This is a genomic window from Bradyrhizobium sp. AUGA SZCCT0431, from assembly GCF_018131065.1.
Taxonomy (GTDB): domain Bacteria; phylum Pseudomonadota; class Alphaproteobacteria; order Rhizobiales; family Xanthobacteraceae; genus Bradyrhizobium.
Genome location: NZ_JAFCLR010000004.1, coordinates 1 through 18101 on the forward strand (window position 1 = coordinate 1; position 18101 = coordinate 18101).

Annotated in this window: 14 protein-coding genes; 6 read left to right on the forward strand and 8 right to left on the reverse strand. The window is 64.3% G+C overall.

Features of this window, described 5'->3' with window-relative positions; genetic code table 11:
- The 7 genes from JQ567_RS04475 to JQ567_RS04505 form a co-directional block, all read right to left on the reverse strand.
- A partial coding sequence (locus tag JQ567_RS04475) for an ATP-binding protein (protein ID WP_212437680.1) occupies positions 1-1202 on the reverse strand: 1202 nt, incomplete at its 3' end.
- A 232-nt stretch (positions 1203-1434) separates the two neighbouring features.
- A complete protein-coding gene (locus JQ567_RS04480) occupies positions 1435-2070 on the reverse strand; it encodes a pyridoxamine 5'-phosphate oxidase family protein (RefSeq protein ID WP_212437681.1) in 636 nt (211 codons plus the stop codon).
- A gap of 29 nt (positions 2071-2099) precedes the next feature.
- A complete protein-coding gene (locus tag JQ567_RS04485; protein WP_212437682.1) occupies positions 2100-3401 on the reverse strand; it encodes an ArgE/DapE family deacylase in 1302 nt (433 codons plus the stop codon).
- A gap of 67 nt (positions 3402-3468) precedes the next feature.
- Positions 3469-5139 (reverse strand): ABC transporter ATP-binding protein, encoded by a 1671-nt coding sequence (locus JQ567_RS04490; RefSeq protein WP_212437683.1) that lies wholly within the window; start codon positions 5137-5139, stop codon positions 3469-3471.
- On the reverse strand, positions 5136-5969 hold the full coding sequence (locus JQ567_RS04495; protein WP_212437684.1) for an ABC transporter permease: 834 nt from the start codon (positions 5967-5969) through the stop codon (positions 5136-5138). Before JQ567_RS04495 ends, JQ567_RS04490 begins: the two co-directional genes overlap by 4 nt.
- Positions 5969-6970: an ABC transporter permease gene (locus JQ567_RS04500; protein ID WP_409363577.1), complete on the reverse strand. Its 1002-nt coding sequence runs from the start codon at positions 6968-6970 to the stop codon at positions 5969-5971. Before JQ567_RS04500 ends, JQ567_RS04495 begins: the two co-directional genes overlap by 1 nt.
- Positions 6967-8544 carry an ABC transporter substrate-binding protein gene (locus JQ567_RS04505; protein WP_212437685.1) on the reverse strand — a complete coding sequence of 526 codons (1578 nt, stop codon included), beginning with the start codon at positions 8542-8544 and terminating at the stop codon, positions 6967-6969. Before JQ567_RS04505 ends, JQ567_RS04500 begins: the two co-directional genes overlap by 4 nt.
- A gap of 151 nt (positions 8545-8695) precedes the next feature.
- On the opposite strand from JQ567_RS04505, the gene JQ567_RS04510 reads away from it, so the two are divergent.
- Together JQ567_RS04510 and ggt are read left to right on the forward strand one after the other, a co-directional pair.
- Complete coding sequence (locus JQ567_RS04510; RefSeq protein WP_212437686.1) at positions 8696-9571, forward strand: helix-turn-helix domain-containing protein; 876 nt, start codon at positions 8696-8698, stop codon at positions 9569-9571.
- Between the two features lie 266 nt (positions 9572-9837).
- Complete coding sequence (gene ggt, locus JQ567_RS04515; protein ID WP_249165240.1) at positions 9838-11556, forward strand: gamma-glutamyltransferase; 1719 nt, start codon at positions 9838-9840, stop codon at positions 11554-11556.
- Positions 11557-11679: 123 nt separating this feature from the next.
- On the opposite strand, the gene JQ567_RS04520 is transcribed toward ggt, so the two are convergent.
- Positions 11680-12174, reverse strand: a complete 495-nt coding sequence (locus JQ567_RS04520) for a MarR family winged helix-turn-helix transcriptional regulator (RefSeq protein WP_249165241.1) — start codon at positions 12172-12174, stop codon at positions 11680-11682.
- A gap of 164 nt (positions 12175-12338) precedes the next feature.
- Between JQ567_RS04520 and JQ567_RS04525 the strand changes: the two genes are divergently transcribed.
- Genes JQ567_RS04525 through JQ567_RS04540 form a run of 4 tightly spaced genes read left to right on the forward strand, consistent with a single transcriptional unit; the run spans position 12339 to position 18078 of the window.
- Entirely contained in the window at positions 12339-13616 is a 1278-nt protein-coding gene (locus tag JQ567_RS04525; RefSeq protein WP_212437687.1) for an amidohydrolase/deacetylase family metallohydrolase, read from the forward strand.
- Between the two features lie 18 nt (positions 13617-13634).
- Positions 13635-16037, forward strand: coding sequence for a xanthine dehydrogenase family protein molybdopterin-binding subunit (locus JQ567_RS04530; RefSeq protein WP_212437905.1), 2403 nt, complete (start codon positions 13635-13637; stop codon positions 16035-16037).
- Positions 16034-16870: a xanthine dehydrogenase family protein subunit M gene (locus JQ567_RS04535; RefSeq protein WP_212437688.1), complete on the forward strand. Its 837-nt coding sequence runs from the start codon at positions 16034-16036 to the stop codon at positions 16868-16870. Before JQ567_RS04530 ends, JQ567_RS04535 begins: the two co-directional genes overlap by 4 nt.
- Positions 16867-18078 carry a 2Fe-2S iron-sulfur cluster-binding protein gene (locus JQ567_RS04540; protein WP_212437689.1) on the forward strand — a complete coding sequence of 404 codons (1212 nt, stop codon included), beginning with the start codon at positions 16867-16869 and terminating at the stop codon, positions 18076-18078. Before JQ567_RS04535 ends, JQ567_RS04540 begins: the two co-directional genes overlap by 4 nt.
- Positions 18079-18101: the final 23 nt, after the last annotated feature.

The following is an 18101-nucleotide window of genomic DNA, read 5'->3' on the forward strand; positions in this document are numbered from 1 at the left end:
ACATCCTGCCACCCGTCATCGTCAGCCATATCGGAGCCGAGCCCGGCGCGGGCGCGCGTCAGCATGCGACGGAAGTCGCCCAGGTCCGGCACAGCCGAACCGAGGCCCTCTATTCGGCAGCGGACGACGAACTCCTGATAGAGGACGCCGATGGCACGGAACCCAGCGTCGGGTTCGGCCATGACGGCGCGCAGAATGCGGTCCACGCGCTCATGCCGCTCCGCCAGTGCCTCGACGCTAAGCGGCTGCTCCACCGATTCGGGACGGATCTCCAGCGCCGCTGACTTCGCCGCCATGAGCTGGCCGAGGAGGTCGGGCGGCGACCTGCGCTGGGGCCGATTATGCTCGGGCGGCGGTGCTGCCAGGATGATAGCGCGTGCGTCCGGTGTCGCTTCCGGCAGAGGCATCAGGCGCGGGGTCGCGTTGCGCGGCGTTGTATCCGTCGGACCAATGCGCAGCCCCAGCGGACGGCGGGACAGGGCCGGCCCCAGCGCCATGAATTGGCCGCGCTCCAGATCCCGGAAGGCCTCTGCCTGTCGCCGCTCCATGCCCAGCAGGTCAGCGGCACGCGCCATGTCGATATCCAGAAAGGTTCGCCCCATGAGGAAATTGGACGCCTCGGCCGCGACGTTCTTGGCGAGTTTTGCCAGTCGCTGGGTGGCGATGATTCCCGCAAGCCCGCGTTTGCGGCCACGGCACATCAGGTTCGTCATGGCGCCGAGCGAGAGTTTGCGCGCCTCGTCCGAAACCTCGCCGGCGACGGCCGGCGCGAACAGCTGCGCCTCGTCCACCACCACCAGCATCGGATACCAGTGGTCGCGGGCGGCCTCGAAAAGCCCGCCGAGGAAGGCGGCCGCGCGCCGCATCTGGTTCTCGGCATCGAGCCCCTCGAGATTGAGCACCGTGGAGACACGATGTATGCGCGCTCGCTCGCCGGCGACCTGCAGACCCCGCTCGGTATGGTCCTGAGCATCGATCAGGAGGTGGCCGAAACGGTCGGCAAGCGCAACAAAGTCGCCTTCGGGGTCGATGATGGTCTGCTGCACCCAGGGGGCGCTCTGTTCCAGCAGCCGGCGCAGCAGATGGGATTTGCCGGAGCCCGAATTGCCCTGCACCAGCAGGCGCGTCGCCAACAGTTCCTCAAGGTCCAGGTTAGCCGGGGCGCCTGCCGTCGTGTGGCCCATCTCGATCGCAACGGTCATGTCTCGACTCAAAGTCTCCCTGCGGAGGCGGGCTTAACAACCCGACCGCAGCCCGTCGAGCGCCCAATGGCCGGTTACTCATGTTCTCCACGGCTGGTCGAACGCTTGCATGGTCGCGCATTATGGGAAAAGTGATGACCGTCATCATGGCCCACGCGATTCGATGTCGCTCTTGACAACGCTAAATCCAATATTGTTGGCAGAGCCGTCCGGGGTCGAGACACCTAATTCATCAATAGAGCCTCGTCCGGTAGCCTTCCTCCATGGTCTGCTCGGCCACTTCAACTGATATGGCCGCCGTTTGCTCGGCGATGATGCGGCCGAGGGTCGGGAAGCTGTGGCGTTCGACCTGGGCATTGGGATCCCACAATTTCGAGCGCATCAGCGCCTTGCCGCAATGGAAATAGCATTCGTCGACATGAACCTTGAGCCCGATGATCGGCACGACGTTTTGCACCGCCAGCGGCGTCAGCAGGGCCGGATCCTGGGTGATCTCCGCCTTGCCGTTGATGCGCAGCGTTTCATTGATGCCCGGCACCAGGAAAATCAGGCCGATACCTGGCGAGGCCAGGATGTTACCGAACGTGTCGACCCGGTTGTTGCCGCGGCGGTCCGGGATCAGCAGCGATTTGTCGTCGAGCACCGCGACGAAGCCCGGCGCGTCACCGCGCGGGCTCGCGTCGGCGTTGCCCTTGCCATCGCTCGATGCGAGGACCAGGAATGGGGAGAGCGCGATGAAGTCGCGACAGAACTTGTCGAGATGGTACAGGACCTTCTTCTCGGCGAGCGGGCTTAGCTGCCCGAAATGCGCACGCAGATCTTCTGGCGTCCGGACCAGGGGCTTGCCGCCCGCGCCGTTGCTCTCCATGGCAGAGCTCCTCCTGTCTTGTTGCGTTTTTACGCCACCTCGACACCGCACCAACCCGCGATGAACAGCGCCAGCGTCTTGGTGACCTTCTTCACGGATTCGAGTTCGACCCGCTCGTCGAAACCGTGCGCGTTTTCCATCCGCGCGCCGAAGCAGAATGCGGGGACATCGTAATCGAGCCCGTAGAAGCGTGTGTCGGTGAGGCCGGTGAAGCTGGCATCCTCGAGCGGGCCGCCGAACACGGCCTCATACGCCGCCGCGAGCACCGCCTCGCTGTCCTGCGCGCCGGTCACCTCATAGCCCGGCGACAGAAAGCCGGACCATACGACCTCCGGCGCGTTGTCGACAAGGAACGGATGGGTCTTGGCGGCCTTCGCGACGCAGGCGACGATCTCGGCCTGACAATCAGCGATCGTCCAGCCGGGCAGGATGCCGATGCGGCAATCGACGTCGCACCAGGCCGGCACGCTCGAGGCCCAGTCGCCGCCCTTGATGATGCCGGGATTGAAATTCAGCGGATGGTTTACCTTGCCGAAGAAGCGATGGGTCTTGGCGCGCTCGTTCCACTCGGCCTCCAGCCCTTCGAGGGCCTGGATCAAATGATAGGCGGCCTTGATGGCATTCGAGCCGGTGCCGGCGTGCGAGACGTGGACCGGCAATCCGCGAACCCTGAGGCGGAACCAGATCACGCCGACCTGGGCACGCATCAGTTTGCCGTCGGTGGGTTCGGGGATCAGGCAGGCGTCGGCGCGATAGCCGCGCTGGAGCGTGGAGAGCGCGCCGAGCCCGGTGCTTTCCTCCTCGATCACCGACTGCAGATGGACGCGGCCCTTCGGCGCTAGTCCCGCAGCCTTCAATGCATCGAGCGCGTAGAGCGCGGCGATGGTGCCGGACTTCATGTCGCCGGCGCCGCGGCCGTAGAGCCAGCCATCCTCGACGACGGGCCGGAAGGGCGGACGTTTCCACATGTCGAGCGGGCCGGTCGGCACGACGTCGCAATGACCCTGCAGGATCAACGAGCGCCCGGTTTCCTCGGCTGGCCGATAGGTCCCGACGACCGTGCGGGCGCGCGAGAAATCGGTCTCGACCGGCCCATAGCCGGGCAGGGATTTGAGATCGTCCTGGTTGATGATCCAGTCGTCGACCTCGTAGCCGCGCTGGCGCAGCAGACGCGCGATCATGTCCTGGCACGGCCCTTCCTGGCCGCGCGTGCTCGGTATCGCCGAGAAGGCGATCGTGGTTGCGATCTGCGCCTCGAAGGCGGCCTCGACCGCGGCTTCGATGCACTCGCGGGCGCCGGCGGGAAGGGGAATGACGTTGCTTTGCGACACGGGTCAGTCCTTGCAGGGTTTCACAACAAGATCGGCAGTGTGTCTCGGGAGCAGCATAGCGCTGTCATCATGCGAGCGCCTCGCGTTGCCGCGCGAAATTTGGCTGATCGAAGAAACGGCGCCCCGGAATCGCGTCGAGCAGGTCGCGCGTATAGGCCTCGCGCGGGTTGGTGAACACGGCCGCGGTCGGTCCTTCCTCGACGATGCGGCCATGCTGCAGGACGATGACGCGGTCGGCGATTTCGGCCGCGATGCGCAGATCATGCGTGATGAAGATCATCGCCAGCCGCATTTCGCGCCGCAGTTCGGCGAGCAGCGCCAGCACCTGTGCCTGCACCGAAACGTCAAGCGCGGATACGGCCTCGTCGGCGATCAGCACCTTCGGCCGCAGCGCGAGGGCGCGCGCGATGCAGATGCGCTGGCGCTGGCCGCCCGAAAATTCGTGCGGATAGCGATCGGCGGCTGAGGCGGTCAACCCAACGCGCGCGAGCAATTGCCGCGCCTGCGCCATCGCCTCGTTCCGTGCGGTGCCATAGGCCATCGGGCCGCGCGCCACGGCGTCGCCGACCTTCTGGCGCGGATCGAGGCTGGAGAACGGATCCTGGAATATGATCTGGAGACCGCGGCGCGCCTGGCGCAGCGCCTCGCCGCGGAGCAGCCGCAGGTCCTGGTGGCCGAGCCGGATGGCGCCGGAATCGGGCTCCGTCAGCCGCATGATCATGCGGCCGAGAGTCGACTTCCCGGAACCGGACTCGCCGACAACAGCCAGCGTCTCGCCTTGATGCAGCGTGAGCGAGATGCCGTCGGCCGCGACCACTTCCCGCGGCGGCCGCAGCCAGCCGCGTTTAACGCGAAAAGTCTTGCGCAACTCCACGACGTCGAGCAGCGGTGCGGCCTGCGATGCGGTCTCGCGGCTCTTCACATGCGCCTTCGGCACCGCGTCGATCAGTTCGCGGGTGTAGGGATCGCGCGGATTGCGCAACACTTGCTCGACCGAGCCGTGCTCGACAACCTTGCCGTGGCGCAGCACGACGACGCGATCGGCGACGTCGGCCACCACGCCGAAATCATGGGTGATGAGCAGCACGCCCATGCCGCGCTCGCGCCTGAGATCGTCGATCAGGCGGAGGATCTGGCGCTGGGTGGTGACATCGAGCGCGGTCGTCGGCTCGTCCGCGATCAGTAGCTCAGGCTGGTTCGCGGTGGCCATCGCGATCATGACGCGCTGGCGCTGGCCTCCGGAGAGTTCGAACGGATAGCTGTTGGCAAGCAGCGACGGGTTCGGCAGGCCGACCTGGGTCAGCAACTCCTGCACCCTGGCTTTGATCGCGGCTGCCGGCGGCACCGGTTGCTGGTGCGTGAGGATCGTCTCCTCGATCTGTTCGCCGACGCGTTTCAGCGGATTAAGCGACGACAAGGGCTCCTGGAAGATCATGGCGGCTTTGCCACCGCGCAGCCGGCGCAGGGCGCGGCGATCGAGGGCGGCGGTATCCTGCCCGACCACCTTCACGGCGCCGGACACGATATCGACGCCTTTCGGCAGCAGCGAGAGGATCGCATGCGCGATCATCGATTTGCCGGAACCGGATTCGCCAACCAGGCAGACCACCTCGTTGCGCCCGATCGCAAACGACACGTCCTCGACGGCGAACGGCCGGTCGCCGCCTTCGGGCAACGCAATCGAGAGCTTCTCGACCGAGAGCACGGATGCCGGGTCCTGCACGCTTGGGCTTGTCATGCGCGACGCCTCGAGACGCGCGGATTGAGCACGTCGGACAGGCCCTCGCCGAACAGGTTGATGGCAAGCACGGTGATCAGGATCGCGAGGCCAGGAAAGACGCTCATCCACCAGGCCTGCCGGATGACGGTGCGCCCGGCGCCGATCATGAAACCCCAGGACATCAGGTTCGGATCGCCGAGCCCCATGAAGGAGAGTGCGCTCTCCAGCAGGATCGCGGTCGCGACCGTCAGCGAGACGACGACGAGGATCGGCGAGATCGCGTTCGGCAGGATGTGTCCGAGCACGATGCGGGCCGTGCTCTCGCCTTGGCACAATGCGGCCTCGACAAATTCGCGCCCGCGCAAGCGCAGGAATTCGGCGCGCGTCAGCCGCGCGAGCGGCGGCCAGCTCACCGCGCCGATGGTGAGGATGATGGTGAGCAGCGAAGGGCTGAAGGTCGCAACCAGCAGGATCGCCAAAATGAACGCCGGGACTGTCTGGAACAACTCCGTCACCCGCATCAGCACGAGATCGACTTTTCCGCCGAAATAACCTGATATGGCGCCGATCACGACGCCGATCGTCATGGCGGCCAGCGCGGATGCGATGCCGATCAGGAGCGAGACCCGCGCGCCATGCGCCACGCCCGCCGCGACGTCGCGGCCAAGCGTATCGCCGCCGAGCCACATCCCGTCCTCGCCGGGCGGCGTGAAGGGCGTGCCGCTCATCTCCCACGGCGAGACCGGGAATACGACAGGCGCCGTGATCGCGACGATCAGGACGATGATGAGCAGGACGAACCCCGCCATTCCGCTCGGATGCCGCAGGAAAGCCTTGACCGCGTCCATCAGGCAGCTTCCGTCGTCATGCGCGGATCGATCAGGCGGTAGATCAGATCGGTCACGAGGTTGAGAGCAATCACGATGACGGACAGGATCAGGAAGATGCCGAGCAGCACCGGATAGTCACGCTGCAGCACGGCCTCGAAGGTGAGCCGGCCAAGGCCGGGCCAGGCGAACACCGTCTCGATCACCACCGCGCCGCCGACGAGCGCGCCGGCCTGCATGCCCGCGACCGTCACGACCGGCACCAGCGCGTTGCGCAGCATATGGCTGACGACGATGCGCGGGCGGGCCAAGCCCTTGGCCCGCGCCGTCTTGATGAAATCCTGGTGCGAGACCTCGATGATCGAGGAGCGCATCAGACGGGCGTAGATCGCCAGATAAATCGCGGCGAGCGACATGACAGGCATGATCATGTGCTTCATGATGTCAAAGATGCGCTCGATTGCCGTGTGCTTCGCGTTGATCGTCTCATAACCGAACGGCGGCAGCCAGCCGAGCGTCACCGAGAAGACGAGCACGAGCATCAGCCCGAGCCAGAACACCGGCGTGGCGTAAAGCAACAGCGAGAGTACGGTAAAAACCGTGTCCGCAATGCTTCCGGCAACCAGACCCGCGAGCGCGCCGAGCGTCGTGCCGATCAGGAGCGCGAGGCAGAAGGCCGTGAGCGTCAGCAGCAGCGTTGCCGGCAGGCGCTCGAGGATGAGATCGAGCACCGGCCGGCGCTGGCGATAGGAATATCCGAGATCCAAAGTCAGCACGCGCGCGAGATGCGTGCCGAGCTGTACGAGATAGGGTTTGTCCAGCCCGTATTCCTTGCGCAGATCGTCGAGGATCTTGGGGTCGGCCGCGCCCGATTGCCCGGCCATGACCATGGCCGGATCGCCCGGTGCTGCGCGGACCAGCACGAAGTTGAAGGTCGCGATCACCAGAATGATGGCGACCAGCCGCACAATCCAGGCGGCGACCAAGAGCCCGATTCTTGCGGCGCTCCTGGTTCCCGTCACGATTTGTAGACCGTGCCGAAGGTTTCGTGGGAGCCGATCCCGGTCGTCACGATTTCCTTGAACGCCTTGTCGTAGATGATCGGGTATTCGAGCTCCAGCGTCCAGGCGACGGGCACTTCCTCGACCAGGATCTGCTGCACCTTGGAATAGAGCTCCTGCCGCTTGGCCTCGTCGAGCGCTACCGCCGCTTCCTCGAACAACCTGTCGACCTCGGGGTTTGAATAGCCCTGGGTATTCGAGAACAGGATACCCTTCTTGATGTTGGAGGAGATGTAGGTGCGGGCGACGCCGAGTGCGGGATCGCCGAGCTGATAGAGCAAATTCTGGGTCATCTCGTAATCCCAGTTTCCGACCTTGTCGGCCCAGCCCGCCATGTCGGTGCCGACCAGAACGAGATCGATGCCGGCCTTGGAGAAGCTCTGGCGGAAGAACTCGCCGGCGCGCTGATAGACTTCGCCATAGGGCGGCACGAGGTATTTGATCTCGGCCCGCTTGCCGTTGGCGCCGGGCTTCAAGCCCATCTCGTCGAGCAGCGCAATGGCCTTTTCGACCGAGAACTCGTAGCGCTTTACCTTGGGGTCGTAGAATTTGGTTTTCGACGAGATCGGGCCGGTCGCGACTTTGGCGTTGCCGAAATAAACACGCTTGTTCATCGCGTCGCGGTCGATCAGATGCATCACCGCCTGCCGGAACCGCTTGTCGTTCATCGGCGCGACGCGATTGTTCATCTCGAGCCACTGGTGCGGAGCGAAATATTCGTAGCCCTTGGTGGTGTATTCGAGGTTCTTCTGCGACTTGAAGCGCTGCACGTCAAAGAACTCGACGTCGGACCATTGCACGAGTTGGACCGTGCCATTCTCGAGCGCAAGCGCCCGCGAGGCGCTGTCCGGGATGATGCGGTAGATGATTTCGTCGAGATAGGGTTGGTCCTTGCGGTAGTAGCCATCGTGCCGTACGAGATGGACGTGCGAGCCGCGCACCCATTCCTTCAGCTTGAAGGGGCCGGTGCCGATCGCCTTGTCGTTCATCGGGTTCTTGCGGAACTCGGTTCCCTCGTAGATGTGCTTCGGCACAATCGGGGCCGAGGTGCAGTCGAAGCAGCCGAGGAAAGGCGCGAAAGGCTGCTTCAGCTTGAATACGACAGTCAGCGGATCAGGCGCCTCGGCGGACGCGACGCGCGCGAAATTCTGCCGCGCGCGGGGATGGGTCTCTGTCAGCACCTTCATGCAGCTGAAGACAACGTCCTCTGATGTCATCGGCTTGCCGTCGTGAAAAGTGATGCCCGGGAACAGCTTGAACGTATAGGTGAGGCCATCAGGCGAGATCTCCCACGATTGCGCCAAACCCGGCATCGGCTTCAAATCGGCGCCGTATTTCAGCAGGCTCTCGTAGATCTTGCCGCCGAGCGTCAGCGTCGGCTGTTGCTGGTTGAATGCCGTGACGAGGATCGGCGGTTCGGGTTGGATGATCGTGTTGAGCGTGCCGCCCTTTGTCTGACCAGCCGCTCTGGTGATGCCGAGCGGGATCGCCGCGCTGGCGGCCAGCATTGCAGCAGTGAATTCGCGCCTGTTCATGGACCAACCCCTTCGTTGCGGATTGCGCCATCGTGACGGAGCGCCGTATTCTGTGCTACACGGCACGGGACAGCGATCATCGCGATCGGGCCATCTGGCCCGGAAGATGCATGGCTGTGAGGAGAGCAGGCATCTCACATCAAGAGTCCAGATGAACATAAATGTAAGAGTCGGCACAGCACCGACCGGCGGCGACAGCCTTGAGCGCCCATGCCACAAGCGATGCGGACCGATAGCCGCTGCGAACTATGCCGGCCACCTGCAGACGCAGAAGCGGCCGGTCGTCGCTATGGCAGCGACTTATCCTTCGGAGAGCACCAGCACGCGTCACGCACATCGGCGAGGGCAGTTCATCCTCCAGACCGTCGGCGTCACCTCGATGATGACGGAACGCGGCAATTTCGTCATCCCGCCGGGGCATGGCCTGTGGATTCCCGTAGGGATCGTGCATCAATCGCGTGCCTGGGGCGATATCGAGGCCCAGACCATCTATGTCGAGCCGGATCAGGTGCCGAGCTACCCGGCGACGTGCCGCCTGATCCGCGTTTCGCCGCTGCTCGAGGCGCTGATGGACGAGGCTGTGCGGATGCCGGTGGATTACGACGAGGACGGGCGCGACGGGCAGCTGGTTGATCTCCTGCTAGGCGAGATCGGCCGGATGCCGGAAGTGTTGCTGCACGTGCCGATCCCGCTGGATCCGCGTCTCGCCCGGATCTGCGAAGCTGTGATCGCCGATACCAGTTCCGACCTCACCCTCGACGATTGGGCCGACCGCAGCGGCCTCAGCCGGCGTACGCTGACGCGGATGTTCCGTCGTGAGACCGGCCAGAGCTTTGCGGCCTGGCGCCAGCGCGTCCGGCTGCTGGAAGCGCTCGCCCGCCTCGGCGCCGGCGAATCCGTAACCAGCGTCGCACTCGATGTCGGCTATGACAGCCCGAGCGCCTTCACGGCGATGTTCAGGCGCGAACTTGGTGCTGCGCCGCGCAGCTACCTGCGGTGGGCCGACCAGGAGATCGTGTTGAGATAGCCGGGCAAGATCCGCCCCGCGTTGCGAAATTTTGAATATTTCCAGACGCCAATTGTCGCCCATGCTGTGCTGTGGTGGGCGATTGACGATGCAGCCTTTGTGAGCGGCCTCGCCCTTCCGGTTGATGGCGGCTTCACTGCGCGCTAATCGGCTCCCCTAAAATGCACCGGCTTTCGCGCGGCGGCGTCGCGTGATAGGCGACGTCATGCGATGACATCACGGCATGATCGGCAACGGCAAAGGCCGTCAGGGAGACCTTCGAGTTCATGACACAATGGCGAGACCGGACCACCAGTACCTTTGATTGCGAGAAGACACCTGTGTCCGCGTCGCGCGGCATGGCGGTGACCAATCATCCGTTGGCCTCCGCCGCGGCGCTGGAAATCATGGCGCAGGGCGGCAATGCCATCGACGCCACGGTCGCCGCGCTGTTCACGCTGACCGTCGTCGAGCCGATGATGGTCGGTATCTTCGGCGGCGGCACCGCGGTGATCAGATTGGCCGATGGCCGCGAACTGGTGATCGATGGTCTTTCCACGGCGCCGGCGATGACGCGGCCGGATAGCTACAAGCCGGTTTCCGATAAATGGCCGGACTATATGGAGACCGAGGGGCGAGCCAATCGCGTCGGCCCCAAGGCGATCGCGGTGCCCGGCAATCTGATGGCGTGGTGCGAGATCGCGCAACGTTTCGGCAAGCTTGATTTGCCGACGCTGATGGAGCCGGCCATCCGCCACGCGGCGCGCGGCTTTGAGGTGACGCCCTATCTGGCCACCTGCATCGAAGAAACCGCTGATGATCTGGCGCTCGATCCGGCGATCTCAGCGATATTCCTGCCAAACGGCAAGCCGCTTCGGGCGGGCAGCCGGCTCATTCAATCCGATTATGCCGCAACGCTGCGCACGATCGCGCAATCAGGTCCCGGCGTCATATACGGCGGCGAGTTTGGCCGCGCCATCGCGCGCAAGCTCGAGCAAGCCGGATCGTTCATCCGGCTGGAGGATCTCGCCAACTACCGCACCGTCGAGCGGGAGCCGGTGCGCGGTACGTATCGCGGCGTCGAGATCATCGGTCCGCCGCCGCCGTGTTCGGGTGGTGTGCATACGATCCAGATTCTCAACATCCTGGAAGCCTACGATATCGGCGCCTCCGGCTTCGGCACGCCGCAAACGCTGCATCTGGTGCTCGAGGCGCTGAAGATCGCCGCCGCCGATCGTCGCGCCGTCACCGCCGATCCGGCATTTTTCGACGTCCCGATCGAAAGGCTGATCTCGAAGGACTATGCGAAACAGCGCCGTGCGGAAATCGATCCGCAACGCGCGGGCGCCTACACGTCGAAAGTGCTGTCGAACGAATCCGCCAACACCACGCATGTCACGATCGCGGACGGCGACGGCAACATCGTTACCTCGACGCAGACCATCAACAGCCTGTTCGGCGCGCGTCTGGTGATTCCGGGAACCGGCATCATTCCCAACAACTACATGTTCCTGTTCGATCCGCACCCCGGTCTGGCGCTGTCGTTGATGCCGGGCAAGCGCATCACCAGCGGCATCTCGGCGCTGATCGGCAAGAGGGACGGCAAGCCAATATTCGCGCTGGGGCTGCCGGGTGCGCACCGGATTCCGTCCTGCGTGCTACAGGCGGTGCTCAACATCGTCGATCACGGCATGAGCGTGCAGGAAGTCGTCGAGGCGCCGCGCGTTTTCAGCTGGGGGCTCGAAGCCGAGGTCGAGCGCGGATTTCCGGAGAGCGTGCGCGCTGATCTCGCTGCGCGGGGGCACGATGTCGTTCCGGTCGATCACGTCGGCGGCGGAATGTGCGCCATCACCTTTGCGCCGGACGGGACCATGACAGGTGCTGGGTGTTGGCGCGCCGATGGCGTTGCGGCCGGGTGGGGGGGCGGACTGGCGCGCGCCAACACGTCGTTCTGGCCGGATCCACGCCGGCCCAAGCCGAGATATTCATCGAGTTTGGGGAGGTGATTATAGTCGATGAGCCCGTCTGCGCGCGTCTTGCCAACGGGGCGCAATGAGGCTCGCGACGGCCCAGGGTGACTACAAATTATGCAGATCAAACTAAAAAGTCAGCAGATGACGCCGTGACGCTTAATCGAATATGGCAGAGGCGCTGTCATGATCGGAGTGTGCCGCCACGATACGCTGCATCATCTCGACGAATGCGACTTGCTCCCGTTCACTCAAATTGTCGAGTGTGGCCCGGTGCGCGGCCCGGGCCGAGGCTTCGATTTTTGCCAGGAGCGTCGTTCCCGCCGGGGTCAATTTGCAGAGCCGGGCGCGGCGGTCTTCGTCATTAATGGCTCGCTCGACAAAATTGCGAGCCGCCAGTCGCTTCAGCGCTCCGGTCGTCGTCGTCCGATCCAGCGCGATATCGGCCGCCAATGTGGTCTGATCGGCGGTTATCCGCACCGCAAGCGCCGAAAGCAGGCTGTATTGCAGCGGTGTGATCTCGAACTCGCCGCACGCTTCCTGGAACAGGGCGACATGGATCTGATGCAGCCGCCGGATCAGAAATCCCGGTCGCTGTGACAACGGCCACGGTCGGTGTCTGGTCTCGACGCGACGCCTTTTCGCCTTTTGCAACGCACTCTCCCAGCCCCCGGCACCCGGCGCGGGTTATCCGATTCGAGCGCCGGCGCCATGATTAATCATGGCATGCGCTTTGCTTTTGTAAAATACGAAGTATGCTTCGTATCTCGACAGGAGAGCGGGGGTGAACTCCGCCGGCCGAAACAGAGGAGATCGCTATGTCTATCAGCGCCAGCTTCGACCAGCTTCTGCGCGGCGGCCGGGTGATCTGCCCGGCCTCAGGCATCGATGGCATCCGGGACGTCGCCATTCGCAATGGCAAGATCGCGGCCGTGCAGCCCGACATCCTGCCGACCAGCGCCAGAGAGGTGATCGACGTGACCGGCAAGCTGGTATTGCCGGGTCTCATCGACACGCACGCGCATGTCTATCAATACGTCACCGGCCGCTTCGGCATGAATGCCGACATGGTGGGCGTGCAGTCGGGCGTCACGACGTTGGTCGATCAGGGTGGTCCGTCATGTATGACGTTGCCGGGTTTCCGGCACTTCGTCGCCGAGCCTGCGAAGTCGCGCGTCTATGCATTTCTGTCGGCTTACCTGGTGGGCGGGCTCGAGGGTCATTACTATCCCAAGCTCTACAGCCCTGATGGCGTCGACATCGACGCCACGGTGAAGTCGGCCACGTCCAATCTCGACATCGTTCGCGGCATCAAGGCTCATGCGGAGATCGGTGGTTTCGCGCGCTGGGGCATTCGCGTCATCGAGATGGCGTCCGAGATCGGGCGCCGCGCCGACCTGCCGGTCTATGTGCATTTCGGTCAGCTTTGGGGCTTACCCGAAAGCGGCACCAACGGCGAAGACGTCGACACGATTCTGGAGCGCGTAATCCCCTTGCTGCGCGAGGGCGACGTGCTGGCGCATCCGTTCACGCGCCATCCCGGCGGCTTCGTCAACCGCGAGGGCGAAGTGCATCCCGTGATCCAGGCGGCGCTGGATCGCGGCTTGAAGGTCGACGTCGGTCACGGCAGCCACTTCTCCTATCGTCTCGCCAAGAAGGCGATTGCCGCCGGCATTATTCCGACGACGCTCGGAGCGGACATTCACGGCTACAATACCCACGTGCCTCAGCCTGCCGGCACGCCGGACCAGCACGAGGATGACGAGAATCATCCGTTTGCGGGTCAGGCCAAGTTCAGCCTGGTCCAGGCGATGAGCTCGATGATGGCCCTGGGCCTCACGCTCGAACAGATTGTGCCGATGGTCACCTCGAACCCGGCCAAGATGCTTGGCCGTGCTGACGAAATCGGAGCCCTCAAGGTCGGCAGGGATGCGGACGTCTCGGTCATTGGACAGCGTGCCGGACGATTTGTCCTTTCTGACAACGAGAAGAACGAAGTCATCGCCGAACGCCTGCTGCAGCCCGCGTTCTGCCTACGTGCCGGTACGCGATATGACGCGATCGCGCCAATTCTGCCTCAGGCGGTTGCGGCGTAACGGGGGCAGCGTCAGCCGATCGAGGAGAACGCCACAGTGCGCAATGAGCGCGATTTTCCCTCCGCGGGCGGTGCGGGCGCCGGACAAGGCGTCGGCGCGCGGCTGCCGCGCAAGGAAGACGACCGCCTGATGCGTGGCCGCGGGCGGTTTGTAGCCGACATTCGTCTCGCCGGGCTCCAGGACGTTGCGTTTGTGCGCAGTCCTTTGGCGCATGCGCGGATCCGCGGAATACGGGTGCCGGAGCAGCATCGCGCCAGCGTCTTCACCGCAGCCGATCTGGTCGGCGTCAATCCGATCCGTGCCGTGTCAGCGCTGCCGGGCTTCAAGATCTCCGAGCAACCGGTACTCGCCGCCGGCAAGGTGCGTCAGGTCGGCGAACTGGTTGCGATGTGCGTCGCCCCGACGCGTGCCGAAGCCGAAGACATTGCGGCGGCGGTGATGCTTGATCTCGAGCAGCTTCCCGCCGTCTATGACATGCGCAAGGCGCGGGAACCGGGTTCGGCCCTGGTACATGAGCATTGGGGCGACAACGTCTTCCTCGAAACCAACTTCGAAGTGGACATCGCGTCCGCACTCGATGCGCCGATTAAGGTGTCGCGGGAGATATCGACCGCGCGGCAGTGCATGTCGCCACTCGAGGGGCGCGGCGTCGTCGCGACCTTCGATCATCGCCTCGATCAACTCACGCTCTATTCCGCCGCCCAGATGCCGCATATCACGCGCAGCGGTCTTGCTGAATGCCTCGGCATCGAGCAGGGCCAAATTCGTGTCATTTCGCCAGATGTCGGCGGTGGCTTCGGGCATAAGGGAATCCTGCTGCCGGAAGAAGTCTGCCTTTCGTGGCTGACGATGCGTTGTGGCCATCCGGTGCGCTGGACGGAGGATCGCCGCGAGCATCTCACCGCCAGCTCCAACTGCCGCGAACACCATTACAAGATCACCGTCTATGCCGATCGCGACGGGCGGCTGCGCGGTATCGATTGCGAAGCGACCGTCGATTCCGGCGCTTACTCCTCCTATCCGTTCTCGGCGTGCCTCGAGGCGGCGCAAGTCGCCAGCATCCTGCCTGGCCCTTATTTGATGCTGGCCTATCGCTGCCGAACCTTTTCGGTCGCCACCAACAAATGTCCGATCCTGCCTTATCGCGGCGTGGCCCGCACCGGCGTTTGTTTCGCGCTCGAGCTGATGCTCGATCTGGTCGCGGCGGAAGCGGGATTGGAGCCAGGCGAAGTACGTCTGCGGAATCTGGTGCGGCCCGAGCAGATGCCGTTCGACAATATCACCAAAAAGCACTTCGACAGTGGTGACTATCCCGAGGCGATGCGCCGCGCCTTGGCGTCTATCGACGTCGAGGGTGTGCGGGCACGTCAGCGCAGGGGCGAAGCCGACGGCCGCCGGATCGGCGTCGGCGTTTCCATCTATTGCGAGCAGGCCGCGCACGGGACGTCGGTCTATGCCGGCTGGGGCATTCCCATGGTGCCCGGTCACGAGCAGGCGTCCGCGCGGCTAACGCCGGATGGTGGCCTCGAACTGCGGGTCGGCGTGCATTCGCATGGGCAGGGCATGGAGACGACGCTCGCCCAGGTCGCGCACGAGATGCTGGGCGTCGATGTCGCGAGGGTGCGCATCATCCTCGGCGACACCGCGATGACGCCGTACTCCACGGGCACCTGGGGCTCGCGTTCGATGGTGATGGCAGGCGGTGCGGTCGCAACCGCGTGCCGTGAATTGGGAGAGCGCGCCAAACGCATCGGCGCCAAACTGCTGCAGCATGATCCGGAGGCGGTGGTGCTGCAGAACGGCGAGGTTCAGGGCGTCAACGGTAGCGTTACCTTGAAGGAAATCGCGCACACCTGGTATCGCCGTCCGCAGGATCTGCCGCCCGATGTCGATCCGGGCGGGCTTGAGGTCACATCCGGCTACAAGCCGCAGCGCGATTCCGGAACTTTCAGCTATGCCGCGCATGCCGCGGTGGTCGCGGTCGACCCCGATCTCGGCGAGATCGAAATCCTCGATTACGTCATCGTCGAGGACGGCGGCATTCTCGTCAATCCGATGGTGGTGGACGGCCAGATCTATGGCGGCTTGGCCCAGGGCATCGGCACCGCGCTGTACGAGGAGATGCCGTTCGATGCGGCGGGGCAGCCGCTGGCGACGACGTTAGCGGATTATCTGCTGCCCGGTCCGACCGAAGTGCCTGCGGCGCGTCTCGATCATATGGAGACGCCATCGCCCTATACGCAATTCGGCGTGAAGGGCATCGGCGAGGGCGGTGCGATCGCTCCGCCCGCTGCGATCGTCAACGCCCTTAACGATGCACTGCGGCCGCTAGGTGCGGAACTGATGCAATCACCCGTTACGCCTTACCGTGTCGTCGAGGCGATTCTGGCGGCGCGCGACGCAGAAAGGCCGGCGGCATGAAACCGGCGCCCTTCGGCTATGAACGCCCGCGCGATTTACAGGCGACATTGGCCCTGTTGGGCGGGGCCGAAGCCTCCACCAAGATCATCGCCGGTGGCCAATCGCTGGGTCCGATGCTCAATCTGCGGCTGGTGGAGCCGCGGATGATCGTCGACATCTCAGGGCTTGACGAGCTCAAGCAGGTCGAGCGCCGCGGCGACGAACTCGTGCTCGGGGCCTGTGTCACCCACGCCGACATCGAGGATGGACGCGTTCCCGATGTTACGCGTGGTGCCATGCAAGGCGTTGCCGGTAACATCGCCTACCGCGCGGTTCGAAATCGCGGCACGGTTGGCGGATCCCTCAGCCATGCCGATCCTGCGGCAGACTGGGTTTCCGCGCTCTCGGCGCTGGGCGCGAAACTGACGCTGCGAAGCCTTGCTGGCGTCCGTACGGTCACGATGGAGGAGTTCATCGTCGGTGCGCTGGAATCGGCGCTGCGGGTTGGTGAGATCGTGGAGACGATCCATGTTCCGGCGAGGCCGGCATCGGCGCATTGGGGATACGTCAAGAGTTGCCGCAAGACGGGCGAGTTCGCGCATGCGATCGGCGCGATTCTGATCGATCCGAGCGTCGCAACCGCCCGCGTCGTGATAGGCGCGATCGATGCTGCGCCGATCGTCATCACGAATGCGACGGAATTGTTCGGCGGGCGCGTTGCCGGCGACTACAAGGAGCGCTTCGACGGGCGTGTGGCTGATCTCCTGCTGGTGAAGGCAGGCGTCACCAACGCCGCCCATCGCCATATTCACGTGAATGTTCTGAAGCGCGCGGTCCGCGAGGCCGCCGCATGAACATGATCGCACTTTCCGTGAACCAGCGCGCAGTGCAGGCTCTCGCAGAGCCACGTACCAACCTTGCGGATTTCGTCCGTGAAAAGCTCGACCTGACCGGGACGCATCTCGGTTGCGAACACGGCGTCTGCGGCGCGTGCACGGTGCTGATCGACGGCGTGCCGGCGCGCTCCTGCATCACCTATGCGGTGGCCTGCGAAGGGGCAGAAGTCACCACGATCGAAGGCCTCGATGAAGACGATGTTACGACAGAGCTTCGCGCCGCCTTCACCCGCGAGCACGCGCTGCAATGCGGTTATTGCACGCCTGGAATGCTGGTGTCCGCGCGTGATCTCGTGCTGCGGCTGCCACAAGCCGACGAGCGCCTGATCCGGGTCGGCTTGAGCGGCAATCTGTGCCGTTGCACCGGCTATGTCGGCATCGTGCGGGCGGTCCAATCCGTGATCGAGGCGCGACGTGTACGCAACATTCCACCCGAACCGGGTGGAGGACGGAAGATCCTCGGGCCCGTCGGCTCGGGCCGAAGCCTGGATCGCGGTGCCGATCGGGCCGAACGCGTGCGGCCGGTGGCGAGTGGACAAACAAAGCTGGAGGCGGCCAATGCGGTCGACACGATCCCGGACTTCATTCCGGCCACCGTGTTGACGCAGCATTTCAACGTCGCGCACCCGTCGGAACAGGTCTTTGCGATGTTCAGCGATATCGCGGCCGTTGCGGCGTGCCTGCCGGGCGCGTTGCTGACAGCGCCGCCGAAACCGGAACGGGTGGAGGGTACCATCCGCGTCAAGATTGGTCCGATCGCTGCGACATTCTCGGGCGCTGCGCGCGTCGAAAGCTGCCCGGCCGATATGTCCGGCCGCATCGTCGGCATCGGCAACGACCGGCGCAGCCGGTCCTCGACCCAGGGCGAAATTCGTTATTCGCTGGTGCCGATCGAGCAGGGCGCGGCCACGCGTGTTGAACTTTCCATTGGTTATTCACTTACTGGAATGCTGGCGCAGGTCGGAAGGCCGGGGCTGGTGCGCGACCTCGCTGCGCGATTGATCGCGGAATTCGCTGGCAATCTCGATCGCCGCCTCTCGGGTGCATCGACGGGCGATATCGCGCCAGCCGAGTTGAGCGGAATGTCGCTGTTGTCGGGTCTTTTGCGAACACGGGTTGCGCGCTGGTTTGGCCGTTTCTCGTCCAACAAGGACGGCGCGGCATGAAGGATCGACGCTGCGCACAGTGC

Excerpts from the sequence above, each read along its gene's own strand:
- JQ567_RS04490 (WP_212437683.1), bottom strand. The coding sequence starts at position 5,139 with ATGACAAGCCCAAGCGTGCAGGACCCGGCATCCGTGCTCTCGGTCGAG.
- ggt (WP_249165240.1), top strand. The coding sequence starts at position 9,838 with ATGACACAATGGCGAGACCGGACCACCAGTACCTTTGATTGCGAGAAG.
- JQ567_RS04505 (WP_212437685.1), bottom strand. The coding sequence starts at position 8,544 with ATGAACAGGCGCGAATTCACTGCTGCAATGCTGGCCGCCAGCGCGGCG.
- JQ567_RS04510 (WP_212437686.1), top strand. The coding sequence starts at position 8,696 with ATGAACATAAATGTAAGAGTCGGCACAGCACCGACCGGCGGCGACAGC.
- JQ567_RS04535 (WP_212437688.1), top strand. The coding sequence starts at position 16,034 with ATGAAACCGGCGCCCTTCGGCTATGAACGCCCGCGCGATTTACAGGCG.
- JQ567_RS04480 (WP_212437681.1), bottom strand. The coding sequence starts at position 2,070 with ATGGAGAGCAACGGCGCGGGCGGCAAGCCCCTGGTCCGGACGCCAGAA.
- JQ567_RS04540 (WP_212437689.1), top strand. The coding sequence starts at position 16,867 with ATGAACATGATCGCACTTTCCGTGAACCAGCGCGCAGTGCAGGCTCTC.
- JQ567_RS04495 (WP_212437684.1), bottom strand. The coding sequence starts at position 5,969 with ATGGACGCGGTCAAGGCTTTCCTGCGGCATCCGAGCGGAATGGCGGGG.
- JQ567_RS04525 (WP_212437687.1), top strand. The coding sequence starts at position 12,339 with ATGTCTATCAGCGCCAGCTTCGACCAGCTTCTGCGCGGCGGCCGGGTG.